This is a genomic window from Serratia grimesii NBRC 13537 (assembly GCF_001590905.1).
Lineage (GTDB): Bacteria > Pseudomonadota > Gammaproteobacteria > Enterobacterales > Enterobacteriaceae > Serratia > Serratia grimesii.
Genome location: NZ_BCTT01000006.1, coordinates 432,354 through 446,721 on the forward strand (window position 1 = coordinate 432,354; position 14,368 = coordinate 446,721).

The 14,368-nt window shown below is 53.7% G+C and carries 12 protein-coding genes; 5 read left to right on the top strand and 7 right to left on the bottom strand.

Going from position 1 to position 14,368, the window contains the following annotated elements; genetic code table 11:
• Positions 1-52 precede the first annotated feature (52 nt).
• A complete protein-coding gene (locus SGR01S_RS08665; protein WP_061807185.1) occupies positions 53-400 on the top strand; it encodes a DUF1294 domain-containing protein in 348 nt (115 codons plus the stop codon).
• A 35-nt stretch (positions 401-435) separates the two neighbouring features.
• Here SGR01S_RS08665 and ltaE read toward each other — a convergent pair whose 3' ends face one another.
• From ltaE to SGR01S_RS08690, 5 genes are all read right to left on the bottom strand, one after another.
• Positions 436-1,452, bottom strand: a complete 1,017-nt coding sequence (gene ltaE / locus SGR01S_RS08670; protein ID WP_061807186.1) for a low-specificity L-threonine aldolase — start codon at positions 1,450-1,452, stop codon at positions 436-438.
• A gap of 102 nt (positions 1,453-1,554) precedes the next feature.
• Complete coding sequence (poxB, locus tag SGR01S_RS08675; protein ID WP_061807302.1) at positions 1,555-3,276, bottom strand: ubiquinone-dependent pyruvate dehydrogenase; 1,722 nt, start codon at positions 3,274-3,276, stop codon at positions 1,555-1,557.
• A 180-nt stretch (positions 3,277-3,456) separates the two neighbouring features.
• A complete protein-coding gene (gene hcr, locus SGR01S_RS08680) occupies positions 3,457-4,461 on the bottom strand; it encodes an NADH oxidoreductase (RefSeq protein ID WP_061807187.1) in 1,005 nt (334 codons plus the stop codon).
• Between the two features lie 129 nt (positions 4,462-4,590).
• On the bottom strand, positions 4,591-6,240 hold the full coding sequence (gene hcp, locus SGR01S_RS08685) for a hydroxylamine reductase (RefSeq protein WP_061807189.1): 1,650 nt from the start codon (positions 6,238-6,240) through the stop codon (positions 4,591-4,593).
• A gap of 172 nt (positions 6,241-6,412) precedes the next feature.
• On the bottom strand, positions 6,413-7,309 hold the full coding sequence (locus SGR01S_RS08690) for a LysO family transporter (protein WP_037421871.1): 897 nt from the start codon (positions 7,307-7,309) through the stop codon (positions 6,413-6,415).
• A gap of 190 nt (positions 7,310-7,499) precedes the next feature.
• On the opposite strand from SGR01S_RS08690, the gene SGR01S_RS08695 reads away from it, so the two are divergent.
• The gene (locus SGR01S_RS08695) at positions 7,500-9,164 is read left to right on the top strand and encodes an ATP-dependent endonuclease (protein ID WP_037421873.1); all 1,665 of its coding nucleotides are present in this window, start codon (positions 7,500-7,502) and stop codon (positions 9,162-9,164) included.
• Here the strand turns inward: SGR01S_RS08695 and SGR01S_RS08700 are convergent.
• On the bottom strand, positions 9,161-10,129 hold the full coding sequence (locus tag SGR01S_RS08700; protein WP_037421874.1) for a VirK/YbjX family protein: 969 nt from the start codon (positions 10,127-10,129) through the stop codon (positions 9,161-9,163). The genes SGR01S_RS08695 and SGR01S_RS08700 overlap by 4 nt on opposite strands.
• A 191-nt stretch (positions 10,130-10,320) precedes the next feature.
• Here SGR01S_RS08700 and macA point away from each other — a divergent pair, with 191 nt between their 5' ends.
• Together macA and macB are read left to right on the top strand one after the other, a co-directional pair.
• Positions 10,321-11,436 (top strand): macrolide transporter subunit MacA, encoded by a 1,116-nt coding sequence (gene macA, locus SGR01S_RS08705; protein ID WP_370452783.1) that lies wholly within the window; start codon positions 10,321-10,323, stop codon positions 11,434-11,436.
• Positions 11,433-13,379, top strand: a complete 1,947-nt coding sequence (gene macB, locus SGR01S_RS08710) for a macrolide ABC transporter ATP-binding protein/permease MacB (RefSeq protein ID WP_061807192.1) — start codon at positions 11,433-11,435, stop codon at positions 13,377-13,379. The genes macA and macB overlap by 4 nt, the downstream gene beginning before the upstream one ends.
• A 77-nt stretch (positions 13,380-13,456) precedes the next feature.
• On the opposite strand, the gene cspD is transcribed toward macB, so the two are convergent.
• Positions 13,457-13,678 carry a cold shock-like protein CspD gene (cspD, locus tag SGR01S_RS08715; protein WP_037421878.1) on the bottom strand — a complete coding sequence of 74 codons (222 nt, stop codon included), beginning with the start codon at positions 13,676-13,678 and terminating at the stop codon, positions 13,457-13,459.
• Between the two features lie 359 nt (positions 13,679-14,037).
• Between cspD and clpS the strand changes: the two genes are divergently transcribed.
• The gene (gene clpS, locus SGR01S_RS08720; RefSeq protein ID WP_004928347.1) at positions 14,038-14,358 is read left to right on the top strand and encodes an ATP-dependent Clp protease adapter ClpS; all 321 of its coding nucleotides are present in this window, start codon (positions 14,038-14,040) and stop codon (positions 14,356-14,358) included.
• Positions 14,359-14,368 lie beyond the last annotated feature (10 nt).

Below are 14,368 nucleotides of genomic sequence, written 5' to 3' on the forward strand. Positions count from 1 at the left end.
CTGTCGAGCGGCGTCACACTACGCACCGTTTGTCTGTGCTAAGCCGGAATATATGAAACTCAATGCTGTTTGTTATGCCCTGTTGGGACTGGCGCTGATCGCCAGTTTATTTTTCCTGCATCCGATCTGGATGTGGTGGTTGTTGGCTAACCTGCTGACGTTAGCTGTATACGGTGCGGATAAGTTTGCTGCACGCAAAGGGTGGCAACGGGTACCAGAAAGCACACTGCTGGTATTCGGTTTGGTAGGTGGTTGGGTTGGGGCGATAGCTGGCCAGCAATTGTTTCGCCACAAAACCCAGAAACAGCCGTTTAAAAGCTGGTTTATCGTCAGCGTGATACTGAATGTCGTGGCGACCTTGGCAATTTGGTATTGGGTCTATGGCCGTTGGATACTCTGAGGATGGGGGCGTTGGCGCCCCATCCAAACAAGGGCTCAGGCATGCTGTTTGAGGAATTGCTGCCACAAGTCGACTACGCGTTGCAAATCCTGACGGCTGACGTCAAGGTGTGTCAAAATGCGCGTCAACGGCCCGCTGCTGATCAATACGCCATGTTCACGCATCCAGGGGCCCAGCTTAGCTGCCAGTTCAGGCGATTGACGTAGGTACAACACGTTGGTTTGTGCCCCCGGTTCAGCGATCTCCACGCCAATCCCTTGCAGTTGTTGCTCCAGCCACTTGGCGTTGTCGTGATCTTCACGCAACCGTTCTACATTGTGCTCCAGCGCATAGAGACCTGCTGCGGCCAGGATACCAGCCTGGCGCAGGCCACCACCGGTCATTTTACGCCAGCGTAAGGCTTGCTGGATAAAGGCTTTACTGCCGCACAGCAACGATCCTACCGGTGCGCCTAGCCCTTTCGACAGGCAAATAGTGAAGGTATCGCAGTACTGCACAATCTCTTTCAATGGCACGTTCAGCGCGACGGCCGCGTTGAAAATGCGTGCGCCGTCGATGTGTAACGCCAGTTGATGTTCACGACTAAACTGCCAAGCTTGTTGCAGGTACGTCAGTGGCAACACGCGGCCGCTGATGGTGTTTTCCAGGCTCAGCAAACGCGTCTTGGCGAAATGAATATCATCGGGTTTGATCGCGGCGGCGACCTTATCGAGTGGCAAAGTGCCGTCTGGGTTTGCTTCAATCGGCTGTGGCTGAATACTGCCGAGCACTGCCGCGCCGCCAGCTTCATATTTATAGTTATGTGCCTGTTGGCCGACAACATATTCGTCACCGCGTTGACAATGGCTGAGTAGCGCCACCAGATTGGCCTGAGTGCCGCTTGGCAAGAACAGTGCAGCCTCTTTACCAGACAGACGGACGGCTTCTGCCTCCAGAGCGTTTACCGTGGGGTCATCCCCGTAAACGTCATCACCCACTTCAGCACGTACCATGGCGTCGCGCATCGCGGCGCTGGGGCGGGTCACGGTATCACTGCGTAAATCGATAAGCATACAACTCCTTTATCCCCTTCATCTTTCAAGCTGCAGCGTTGTTGGCTGCAGCTTGAAATCGATTAGGGATAGCGATAACTGATGGAAAAGAGGGTACGATTATTAACGCAACCAGTTGGTTTTTGCTAGCTCGACCACTTCGTCACCGCGGCCGTTGATAATGGCGCGCAGCATATACAGGCTAAAGCCTTTGGCCTGTTCGAATTTGATCTGCGGCGGCATTGCCAGTTCTTGTTTTGCAGTGACAACGTCCAACAACGCCGGGCCGGGGTGCGCCAGCATTTCCTGTAACGCGGCGTCCAGATCCGACGCTTTTTCCACGCGAATGCCTTTCACGCCAGCGGCGTTGGCAATCGCTGCAAAATCTGGGTTGTGCAGATCGGTTCCATCGGTCAAATAGCCACCAGCTTTCATTTCCATCGCCACAAAGCCCAGCACGCTGTTGTTGAATATCACAATCTTGACCGGCAGTTTCAACTGCGCCAATGAAAGGAAATCCCCCATCAACATGGTGAAACCACCGTCACCGCACATGGCGATCACCTGTTTGTTCGGTTCGGTGGCCTGTGCACCTATCGCCTGTGGCATAGCATTGGCCATCGAACCGTGGTTGAACGACCCCAGTAAGCGGCGTTTGCCGTTCATCTTCAAATAGCGGGCTGCCCACACGGTGGGCGTGCCGACGTCACAGGTGAAAATGGCGTCGTCGCTGGCATATTGGCTGAGTTGTTGTGCCAGATACTGTGGGTGAATGGGTTGATCGTCATTGGCGGTCGCCAGTCCGTCCAGATCTTTACGCGCGTTGCGGTAGTGTTCCAATGCCTTATCGAGAAATGCGTGGTCACTCTTAGGTTCCAACTGCGGCAGCAGTGCGGTAAGGGTCGTATTGATATCGCCTACCAGCGCCATATTGACTGGGCAGTGTGAGCCGATACTACCGGGGTTGATGTCGATCTGAATGATATTGGCATTGGTTGGATAGAACGCGCGGTACGGGAATTGGGTACCAAGCAACACCAAGGTATCGGCATTCATCATCGCGTGGTAGCCGGAAGAAAAACCGATCAAGCCGGTCATACCGACGCTATAAGGGTTATCCCACTCGATATGTTCTTTTCCACGCAGTGCGTGTACGACCGGTGCTTGCAGCAGTTCTGCCAGTTTGACCACTTCGTCATGCGAACCGGCGCACCCGCTGCCGCACATCAATGTAATGTTTTTCGCCTTATTCAAGGTTGTCGCGAGTTTGTTCAGTTCGCTCATTGGTGGCTGCACCAGTGGCAGCGCCGGGGTATGCCATACCATGCTGGCATCTTCCGGGGCCATACGCAGCGCCACATCGCCTGGCAGTACGATCACTGAGACGCCGCGATTGAGGATCGCTTTGCGCATGGCGATTTCCAGTACCCGTGGTAGCTGTTCCGGGTTGGAAACGAGTTCACAGTAATGGCTGCATTCGCGGAACAGTTCTTGTGGGTGAGTTTCTTGAAAATAACCACTGCCGATTTCGCTGGAGGGAATATGTGCGGCAATCGCCAATACGGGTACATGGTTACGGTGGCAATCGAACAGACCGTTAATCAGATGTAGGTTACCGGGGCCGCAAGAGCCGGCGCAGACTGCCAGCTCACCGGTCAGTTGGGCTTCCGCACCGGCAGCGAAGGCGGCGACCTCCTCGTGGCGTGTGCCCAGCCATTCGATGGTGCCCATGCGATGCAGGCTGTCGCTGAGACCGTTGAGAGAATCGCCGGTGACGCCCCAAATGCGTTTCACACCGGCCTGTTCCAGAGTTTTGGCGATCAGTGTGGCTACGGTTTGCTTCATAGTTCCCCCAAATATGATAGAAATACCCTGTTTTTTCAAATAATTGAAATCCATTGGGTACAGCTTTTTAGATATTGAGCAGATGAGCCTGATAAAAGCTTGGAACCGGGAAAGTGTAGAAGGGGAAGGTAAAGCTTGCTTGCCGATAAATGCCCCATCCTGACCGACGGGGCGCAAATATCAGGCGAGGGTGACGTCACCTTGCAGTTGGCAACTGCAGGCCAGCACATAACCTTGGGCGATTTCAGCCGCAGTCAGAGTCATGCTGCTGGTGGTGGTGTAATCGCCTTCGAGGATACGGGTTTTGCATGAACCACATACTCCCGCCCGGCAGGCGGCGTTGACTGGCAACGCATGGGTTTCCATTGCAGCCAGTAATGTACTGCCGACCGGTACGCGGAACTCACGCAGAGGGCGGGCGGTGCGTAAGGTTAATCCTTCGCTCTGTTCGCCATCGGTGGCTGCCGGGGTATGGAACTGCTCTTTATGGAAACGCGCCGCCGGAACGCCGAGTTGCAGGCACAGTTGTTCTACCTGGGCCATATAAGGGGCAGGACCGCAGGTCATCACCGTACGATTGATGAGATCAGGTACGGTTTGGCGCAGCACTTCAGCATTGATGCGTCCGTTGAGATAACCGGGTTGAATATCCTGCTCAGCCATCAGCGTTAACTGCAATTGAGGATGTTTGGCGCATAACGCATGCCATTGCTTGGCGAAAATGGTGTCGGCCGGAGTACGAACGTTAAAGATTACAGCGATATCACAGGTTGGGCGGTTTGCTACCAGCCAGCGGCACATAGAGATAATTGGCGTTACGCCGCAGCCGGCTGCCAACATCAGGTAACGATCGGACGGGTGTTGTTCACAGCTGAATTCACCCTGAGCATCAGACAGCCACAACGTATTGCCGGGTTTAACCTCGTGCGTTAACCAACGAGAGCCAATGCCATCCGGCAGACAGCGCACGCTGATGCTGAGGAAACGGCTTTGGCCTGGCGAAGAGGATAGTGTATAGGCGCGCAGTGTTTCTTCGCTGTTGCGAATGCTGACCAGTGCAAACTGACCGGGTTGATAAGGGTAAAAAACGTCGCAGATCAGGTTTAACGTCCAAACGTCGGCCGTTTCCTGTTGGATTGAATGTACCTGCATGCGGTTGGGGCAAAGCGGACTAGGTTGGGTCATCGGGCACCTCAAAGCAAAGGGGCCGGCATCTACGGCCCCAAAAAAAACGTTATGTCCGTTATGCGCCGTGTTGCAGCTGTGTGGGCTACCTTTGTTCCCCGAGCTGCCACTCGACGCATTTAGGCGATATCAACCGAGAAGGGCGTTCAGATCCTGCTCAACCGTGGTAATCGGGCGCATGCCAAATTTATCGTTCAGGACAGCCATCAGGTTGTCGGTCAAGAAGCCTGGCGCGGTGGGGCCGGTGACAATGTTTTTTACCCCCAGTGACAGTAGCGTCAGCAGAATAACGATCGCCTTTTGCTCAAACCATGACAGTACCAGGCTCAGTGGCAGTTCGTTGACCGAGCAGCCAAGGGTATCGGCCAGTTTGACTGCCAACATAATGGCAGAATAGGCATCGTTACATTGACCGACATCCAGCAGGCGCGGTAGCCCTTCCAGGGTGCCGAAATCCAGCTTGTTGAAGCGGTATTTACCGCAGGCTAGCGTCATGATCAGGCAGTCTTGCGGAACGCTGCGAGCGAAGTCAGTGAAGTAGCTACGTTCGTCACGGCTACCGTCACAACCGCCGACCAAAAATACGTGGCGCAGTTTCTTTTGTGCGACTAAATCAATCACTGTATCAGCCGCGTTGAGCAGCGTCTGGCGGCCAAAACCGACGGTGATCATATGTTCGATTTCGGTATACGGAAAACCGTTCATTCCCTGTGCCTGCGTGATCACTTGGGTAAAATCGTCCCCTTCCAAATGGTTCACACCCGGCCAACCGACAATGCTACGCGTCCAAATACGATCGCCGTAGTTACCAACGTTTGGATCGATAATACAGTTAGAGGTCATCACTATCGGCCCCGGGAATTTGGCGAACTCAATCTGCTGGTTCTGCCAACCACTGCCGTAATTGCCCACCAGATGTTTGAATTTTTTCAGTTCCGGGTAACCGTGTGCCGGCAACATTTCGCCGTGGGTGTAGATGTTCACGCCCTGGCCCTCGGTTTGTTCCAGCAGCATGCGCAGATCTTTCAGATCATGGCCGGAGATCAGAATAGCTTTACCGGCCACTGGACGCACATTCACCGCGCTAGGCAGTGGGTCACCGTAGGCTTGAGTTTCGCCGTGATCGAGGATCGCCATTACATTGAAGTTCATTTTGCCAATGCCCATGGCGTTATTTAGCAGGGTATCGACGTCGCGTGGCTGGGTGCCGAGCCAGGCCATAAAAGCATGGTAATTGGCATAAATCTGGATGTCGGACTGGCCCAGTACATGGGCGTGTTCCATATAGGCTGCGGCACCTTTCAGGCCATACAGACACAGCATGCGAAGACCGTGCACGTCGTCGCCGACCTCGGCCTTGTCGGTATTCAAGGCAAACTGAGCGGCTTGTTGCAACAATGTCGCTATGTCGTCACCGGCCAATTGCAGCGTAGCCAACGGATGGTCGACGCGGACGTCAGCATCCAGTAACCGGCAGCGAGCGGCCAGCGATTCACGCAGGGCGATGGTTTCGCGTGTATAACCGATGATGCGATCTGAATCGAAGTTGACGTTGGTCAGAGTAGAGAAGAAGGCGCGTGGGGCAAAACTGTCGATATCGTGATCGACGATGCCGAGTGCTCTGGCCTGCAACGCCCAGGCGGATAGGCCTTGTAACGCAGCGACCAGTAGATCTTGCAGATCGGAGGTTTCTGCCGTTTTGCCACACATACCTTGGGCATAAGAGCAGCCGTTACCAGCAGGGGTACGGATGGTTTGTTCACATTGCACACAGAACATAATCGCTTCCTTTTTAAAGTTGCATTTATAATGCTTGTTTAAAAGCATAGATCGGCAACCGAGGCTTAAAAAGGCTTTTGTGATGCAACCAAGAGCAAGTTTGATTTAGCGCAATTTTGCTGTGAGGATGGGAATTATTCCGGTTTCCGGGGGCAATGCCCCCGGAGAGAGATCAAGAGAACAGGGCGATAAGTATCGGTGCCAGTAGGCTTAACAGAAAGCCATGCACGATGGCCGGTGGCACTATCTCCATACCCCCGCTGCGTTGCAGCACCGGCAGGGTAAAGTCCATGGAGGTGGCGCCACACAGACCCAGCGCTGAGGAGCGGCTACGACGTACCAGTGTTGGGATCAGCACTATTGCTATCAGTTCACGCGCCAGATCGTTAAAGAAGGCCGCGCTCCCCAGTACCGGGCCGTAAGCGTCGGTGATTAAAATGCCGGAAAGCGAATACCAACCAAAACCGGACGCCATTGCCAGCCCGGCCTTAATCGGCAACCCGAGCAGTTGTGCTGCCAGCGCACCCCCGGCCAGCGAACTGACCACTACCACCACGGCTACCATCATGCCGCGTCGGTTAAGCACGATTTGGCGTAATGTCATACCGCTGTTGCGCAGTTGAATACCCACCAACAGCAGCAAGAAAATCAATGCATATTCGCTACCTTTGTTGGCAAATTGCAGCCATTGCCACTGTGTGAGGCCAAGCAGGAAGCCACCGAGCACGACGCCGCATAACTTGAGTGATTCCAGTGCCATATGCAGGCGTGAAGGCAATTTTTCCTGTTTATGGTTGTTGTGCCACGGCATTTTGCGTTCCAGCAACATCAGCATCAGCAAACTGGCGGCAAGAATGCACAGGAAAAACACGGAGGCATACTGGAATATCAGCACCAAATTACTGCTCAGATCCTCCAGGAACGCCAGGCTGATGCCCATGAAAAACAGGATCACGTACACCATCCAACTCAGCAGACGGTTGATGGTTTGCAGTAACGTTCGACTGCGCAACGGAACGAGGTAACCGGCAATCAGCGGTAACAGAATAATCAGCAGTCCTGAATACATGGTGAAGCTTGCGTCCTTTGTTCGGAGGGGCGCCTGGATGAACGGCGAGGCCCCACACGCTAACCAAAACAGCGGCTAGAGTAAAGCGGCAGATTTGACGTTGTCCGCTTGACCTGCAAGGGGTTTTTTGACCATGCTCTGAGGAGGTCACCCCATTAAGGACGGTGGCAGTGCGCACGGGAGGCGACAGATGTTCTTAGAGCGTATCGAGATTGTAGGTTTCCGCGGCATTAACCGGCTGTCATTGATGCTGGACGACAACACGCTGCTGCTCGGCGAAAATGCCTGGGGCAAATCCAGTCTGCTGGACGCACTGACGCTGCTGTTGGCACCAGAGCCAAAGCTGTACCGTTTTGAAGCGCATGATTTTCACTTTCCACCTGGTGAAGAGGACGCCAAAGATCGGCATTTACAGGTGGTATTTACCTTCTGTGAAAAAGACATCGGCCATGCGCATTTGCCCCGTTACCGCCATCTGTCACCACTCTGGGTCAAGGGTGACGATAACCTGAACCGCATTTATTACCGTTGTGAAGGTGAACTGGCCGACGACGGTACGGTGTGTACCTGGCGCGGTTTTCTGGACGCCGACGGTAACGCGATGCCGTTACATCATATTGAACAGCTGGCACACGCTATTATTCGTATCCATCCAGTGTTACGTCTGCGCGATGCGCGGTTTATCCGTCGCCTACGGCCCAGCACGTTGAATGACGAGCATCCGGCCGACAACCAGGCACTGGCTCAGCAGTTGGATCAACTGACGCGTGAGCTGGTGCGTAACCCACAAAAATTAACTAATTCCGAACTTCGCCAGGGGCTGGCGGCAATGCAGCAATTGCTGGAACACTACTTTGCCGAGCAGGGCTCGCAGGTGACGCGCCCGCGCAGGAAGCGGCTGGGTCAAGATCAGGATCAACAGGCATGGCGCTCGTTGGACAGCATCAACCGCATGGTGGCTGAACCAAATAGTCGCAGTATGCGACTGATTCTGCTGGGGATGTTTTCTACGTTATTGCAGGCCAAAGGCAGCATCAAGTTGGATCCTCATGCGAGACCGCTGTTGCTGGTAGAGGATCCGGAAACCCGCTTGCATCCGATCATGTTGTCGGTGGCCTGGGGGTTGCTCAACCAACTGCCGTTACAACGCATCACCACCACCAACTCCAGCGAACTGGTGTCGCTGGTACCGGTAGAGCACGTTTGTCGGTTGGTACGTGAATCAGGCCGGGTTGCCACTTACCGGCTTGGGCCGCGTGGGCTAAGCCCGGAGGACGGGCGGCGTATTTCTTTTCATATTCGTTTTAACCGACCCTCATCACTGTTTGCCCGTTGTTGGTTGCTGGTGGAAGGGGAAACAGAAGTCTGGTTGCTGAACGAACTGGCTCGCCAGTGTGGTTATCACTTTGAGGCGGAAGGCGTGCGGGTGATTGAGTTTGCCCAGTGCGGCTTGAAGCCACTGTTGAGGTTTGCCCGACGTATGGGTATTGAGTGGCATGCGTTGGTGGACGGCGATGAAGCGGGGCGAAAATACGCCGCCACCGTACGCGGCATGCTGGATAACCATGAAGACAACGAGCGTGATCGGCTAACCGCGTTACCGGCGCCGGACATGGAACATTTCATGTTCCGGGAAGGTTTCAGCGCAGTTTATTATCGGGTGGCGTCAGTGCCGAGTAATGCCCAAATGCCAATGCGTAAAGTGATTCTGAAGGCGGTACATCATTCATCAAAACCTGATCTGGCGATCGAGGTGGCGATGCAAGCCGGTGAGCGTGGCACCGACTCGGTGCCGCCACTGCTCAAGAAAATGTTCTCACGCGTGATTTGGCTGGCGCGCGGCCGGGCCGACTAGGCCCCGGCAAAGCGGGATTGGGTACTGAAATGTGTAGCCATTCCTTGTTCCAGTTCGTCCAACAGTTGATAGCGCCGACGGTATTCGGCGCGTTTTTTACTGGCCACGTCATCGATCGGTTTACGGGCCACGTGTTCCGGCAACAGGAAATAGCCGCTTTCCAGCATCTTGCCGCCCATTGATGTCCAGAATTGGTCATAATCGGCATGAAGCTTGTCTTTCTTTTTACTGCGATAGCGCCAGTTTTGGTAGATATGTGTGGCATTGCCGACTGCCACAATTTGCTGAATGCCCAAGTGGCGTGCCAGAGTACAAAGCCCTTCCAGTACCAGCCGTTTCGGGAACAACCCGTGACACTCTTTGGTGGTCGACTGGATTTCAGCGTGCGGCACCTGATGATTGGCTCCCTGCAACCCACCGATAAAGAGCGTAGGCTGTTGCTGATAGTGCATCAGTGCAAACGTGATTTCTGCCAACATAATGCCACTGGCGTTACGCAGCAACAGGGTTGCTTCCCCTTCTTTATTCAGATTATCTATGGCCGCCAATTCCAGTGAAACGGTTGTACCGCTCTTGCCGCTAGCACTGGCGAGTACAAAAGGTTTGTTCAGATGACCGAGCAACATCTTCATGGGCATGCGTTGCAGGCTGAGATCGTAGTGATCGCGCAGGGCGAACAAGCATTCGATTTTGCTCATGTTCGCCGCCAGATACGGGCGGTGTAACTTGCACGGTAGATTGGGTTGCGCGTTCAGGATCTCATCCAACAGGGGATTTGATGCCAGCGTGCTGAGCAAACCGCTGGTGGTGCGCCAGCAAAATAATGAACGGGCGATAAACTTCAGGCGGAATGATGTTTTTTTCCACGCTTTGCTCGGTGCCTTGTCGCCATTGGCCAGCGCCGTCATCAATTGCAAGCCATTAAGCGGGCGTGCAGATACGAGTGGATAGCTGAGCTGAGACATGATGAAATCCTTGGCTGTATTGAATAACGCTATTTCACCAAGCCTTCACTAAACGGGAGTTCAATGTTGAATGTAACAAAGGGTGTCTCCACATTGTGTTGAGCTAAGGTTTAGTTATTCATTACTGTGCGTGATAATTTAGCCTCGCTGCCGCTATTGGCAGTATGAATTGCAACAGGCAGGAACCTATTTTGACGTGGTTTAAAGGATATAAGCGACGCTGGGTCATGGTGCTGATTGTGGTGGTAGCGCTCGCCGCAATGGTGGCCTGGCACTTTGGTCATCCGGCGCCAACGCAGTTTAAAACAGTGAAGGTCGTCAAGGGCGATCTGCAACAGAACGTGCTTGCGACTGGGCAGCTTGATGCAGTGCGCAAGGTTGACGTGGGTGCGCAGGTTAGCGGGCAGTTAGAAAGCTTGTTTGTTGAGATTGGCGACCGGGTGAAAAAGGGCCAGTTGCTGGGCGTGATTGATCCACAACAAGCGAAGAACAGCATCCGCGAGGGTGAGGCAACGCTGCGAGAATTGCATGCCCAGTTACAGCAGGCACAGGCAGAGCAACAGTTGGCCGCGGTAACGCTGCAACGCAACCAGGCGTTGGCGAAGTTGCAAGCAGTATCGCGCCAGGACTTGGATCAAGCCGCCACGCAGTTAGCGGTGAAGAAAGCGCAGGTGGGCACTATCCATGCGCAAATCGCCAAGAATCAGGCTAGCCTGGACACGGCAAAGATTAATCTGGCATTTACCCGCATTGAAGCACCGATGGACGGTGATGTGGTACAGATCACCACGCTGCAGGGCCAGACGGTGATTGCTGCTCAGCAGGCACCGAACATTCTGACCTTGGCAGATCTCAGCACCATGCTGGTAAAGGCTCAGGTCTCGGAGGCAGACATTATCAGCCTCAAACCGGGCCAAAAAGCGTGGTTTACTGTACTGGGCGATCCTAACCGACGCTTTGACGGCGTGCTGAAAGACATTCAACCTACTCCCGAGAAGGTCAATAACGCTATCTTCTATTATGCGCGTTTTGAAGTGCCGAATCCGGAAGGGTTATTGCGGCTGCAAATGACCGCACAGGTGCATATTCAGCTGGCAGGTGTTAACCAGGCGCTGGTGATCCCGTTGGCAGCCTTGGGCGATCAAATTGCCGATAACCGCTACCATGTTTCGATCGTGAAGCAAGGTAAGGAAGAAAAGCGCGAGGTTACTATTGGCCTGCGTAATAACATTGACGTACAAATTCTCAGTGGGCTGAATATCGGCGATGAGGTGATTGTCAGCCGTGGCGGCGTGGAGGCCATCTGATGGCGCTGTTAGAACTGAGCGGCATTAGCCGTAGCTATCAGTCGGGCGATCAGACAGTGGCGGTGCTGAAGAACGTGAGTCTACGCATCGACGCCGGTGAAATGGTAGCCATTATGGGCGCTTCTGGTTCCGGTAAATCGACGCTGATGAATATTTTGGGTTGCCTGGATAAACCCAGCGCCGGCGTGTATCGGGTGGCGGGGCAAGACGTGGCAACACTCAATGGTGACGCGCTGGCCCGGCTGCGGCGTGAGCATTTTGGCTTTATCTTCCAGCGTTATCATTTATTACCCCATTTAAGTGCAGCACATAACGTCGAGGTACCGGCTGTGTACGCCGGGCTGGGTAAGGCGGCGCGTCGCGAAAGAGCCGTGGCATTGCTGCAACGTCTTGGACTGAGTGAACGCGTTGGTTATCGTCCGAGCCAGCTTTCAGGCGGTCAACAACAGCGAGTCAGTATTGCTCGTGCGTTGATGAACGGCGGCCAGGTGATTTTGGCAGATGAACCTACCGGTGCACTTGATAGCCATTCCGGTGAAGAGGTAATGACGATCCTCAAGCAACTGCGCGAACAGGGGCACACGGTGATTATCGTAACCCACGATCCGGCTGTGGCGCAGCAGGCTGAACGAGTGATTGAAATCCGTGACGGGGAGATCATTGCTGATTCGTGTCCGGATCAACGGAGCAATCCAAACGCCAAGCCATTGGAAATGGCTGCGCCAGCACCGTCCTGGCAGCAAACAGCCGGTCGTTTTCGCGAGGCATTGGTGATGGCTTGGCGAGCGATGGCTGCGAGTAAAATGCGTACTGCGTTGACCATGCTGGGCATTATTATCGGTATTGCCTCTGTGGTATCGATCCTGGTGATCGGTGATGCTGCCAAACAGATGGTACTGGCGGATATCAAATCTATCGGCACCAATACGGTCGACATTTATCCCGGCAAGGATTTTGGGGATGACGACCCGACCTTCCGACAAGCGCTGAAGTACGACGATCTTGCTGCACTGCGTGAGCAACCTTACGTCAGTGCGCTGTCACCCACTATTGCCAGCAGTATGCGGCTGCGGTTGGGCAACGTCGATGTGGCAGCCAATGTCACCGGGGTCAGTGAACAGTTTTTCCGCGTGTATGGCATGACCTTTACCCAAGGCACCGGCATTGATCAACTGCAGGTGCAATCGCATTCACAAACGGTCGTGATAGATGCCAATACCCAGCGCCGATTATTCCCACACCAGAAGGATGTGGTAGGGAAGGTGATTTTGGTGGGTAATATGCCGGCGACGGTCGTCGGGGTGGCGAAAGAGAAACAGTCGATGTTTGGCAGCAGCAAGACGCTGAACGTTTGGGTGCCCTACAGCACTATGGCCAACCGGCTGATGGGCAACGCCTATTTTGATTCGATCACCGTGCGTATTCGCGAGGGCTACAATAGCCAGGAAGCGGAACAGCAGTTGACGCGTTTGCTGACGTTGCGCCATGGCAAGAAAGACATTTTCACCTATAACATGGACAGTCTGGTGCAGACCGCGGAGAAGACCACGCGCACGCTTCAACTGTTCCTGACGTTGGTGGCGGTGATTTCACTGGTGGTTGGCGGGATCGGCGTAATGAACATCATGTTGGTGTCGGTGACAGAGCGCACGCGCGAAATCGGGATTCGTATGGCAGTGGGTGCCCGTTCCGGTGATGTGTTGCAGCAATTTTTGATTGAAGCTGTGTTGGTGTGCCTGGTCGGCGGTGCGCTGGGGATTACGTTGTCCTTCGCCATTGGCCTGTTGGTTCAGGTGGTATTGCCAGGGTGGCAAATCAGTTTCCCACCAGCGGCGTTACTGAGCGCGTTTGTGTGTTCCACCGCAATTGGTGTGGTATTCGGTTATCTGCCCGCACGCAGTGCTGCACGGCTTAATCCGATTGACGCGCTGGCCCGCGAATAGCATGATAATAAAAAATGCCAGTCATACAGCGGCTGGCATTTTTAGCGGAGTATTTCGGACTGACTCTGTGGACGCGTTTAAACCAACGCCTCGTTTTCCACTGGCACAATGAGACTCGCATGGTTCCCTTTTGGCCCTTGGTGCACGTCAAAACTGACCTGCTGGCCAGCCTTCAGCGTCCGGTACCCATCCATCTTAATCGTAGAATAATGGGCGAAAATGTCTTCGCCGCCGCCTTCAGGGCAGATAAACCCAAACCCTTTGGCGTTGTTGAACCATTTAACAGTACCCGTCTCCATGCTTTTACATCCCTCGCAACGCTATTTTTAGGTGAGATGAATAACTGAATTCGTACCCGCCAACGGCAGGTAGCAGATGAGCCTGAAAGTGGTTAAAACACCACCAGGTCACGAATTTACACTCTAGAGCAAATGATCATCACGTCAAGGGATCGGCTTTTGTCGGCGAGGAGCAGTTCATCAAAGTTTGAAGCAGGTAACGATATTGACATTGTTTGGTAACAATTTGTCAGAGATTTTAGCGCACGTTCCAGTGCGGCGGGATGATGGCGAAGATGGTAAAATAGTAATGATACCCCACTTTGAATAACCGGAACCTGTCCCCATATTAAAGGACAGAGCAGAGAAGATGAGCAGCGATGGGCAATAACAACGATTGGCTAAATTTTGAACACTTAGCCGAAGAAAAACAAATCGATGCGGTAAAACCGCCGTCTATGTATAAAGTTATACTTAACAACGACGATTACACACCGATGGAATTTGTGATTGACGTTCTGCAAAAGTTCTTTTCTTATGATATTGAACGCGCAACGCAACTGATGCTCACGGTCCACTATCAAGGCAAGGCGATTTGTGGTGTTTTTACCGCCGAGGTGGCGGAAACCAAAGTCGTACATGTGAACCGTTATGCAAGGGAGAACGAGCATCCGTTGCTTTGTACGCTGGAAAAAGCCTGATTAAGGCAAT

Bases quoted from the DNA above. Each gene is read 5' to 3' on its own strand.
- clpS (WP_004928347.1), top strand. From the start codon at position 14,038: ATGGGCAATAACAACGATTGGCTAAATTTTGAACACTTAGCCGAAGAA.
- hcp (WP_061807189.1), bottom strand. From the start codon at position 6,240: ATGTTCTGTGTGCAATGTGAACAAACCATCCGTACCCCTGCTGGTAAC.
- hcr (WP_061807187.1), bottom strand. From the start codon at position 4,461: ATGACCCAACCTAGTCCGCTTTGCCCCAACCGCATGCAGGTACATTCA.
- ltaE (WP_061807186.1), bottom strand. From the start codon at position 1,452: ATGCTTATCGATTTACGCAGTGATACCGTGACCCGCCCCAGCGCCGCG.
- cspD (WP_037421878.1), bottom strand. From the start codon at position 13,678: ATGGAGACGGGTACTGTTAAATGGTTCAACAACGCCAAAGGGTTTGGG.
- SGR01S_RS08700 (WP_037421874.1), bottom strand. From the start codon at position 10,129: ATGTCTCAGCTCAGCTATCCACTCGTATCTGCACGCCCGCTTAATGGC.
- poxB (WP_061807302.1), bottom strand. From the start codon at position 3,276: ATGAAGCAAACCGTAGCCACACTGATCGCCAAAACTCTGGAACAGGCC.
- SGR01S_RS08695 (WP_037421873.1), top strand. From the start codon at position 7,500: ATGTTCTTAGAGCGTATCGAGATTGTAGGTTTCCGCGGCATTAACCGG.
- SGR01S_RS08665 (WP_061807185.1), top strand. From the start codon at position 53: ATGAAACTCAATGCTGTTTGTTATGCCCTGTTGGGACTGGCGCTGATC.
- SGR01S_RS08690 (WP_037421871.1), bottom strand. From the start codon at position 7,309: ATGTATTCAGGACTGCTGATTATTCTGTTACCGCTGATTGCCGGTTAC.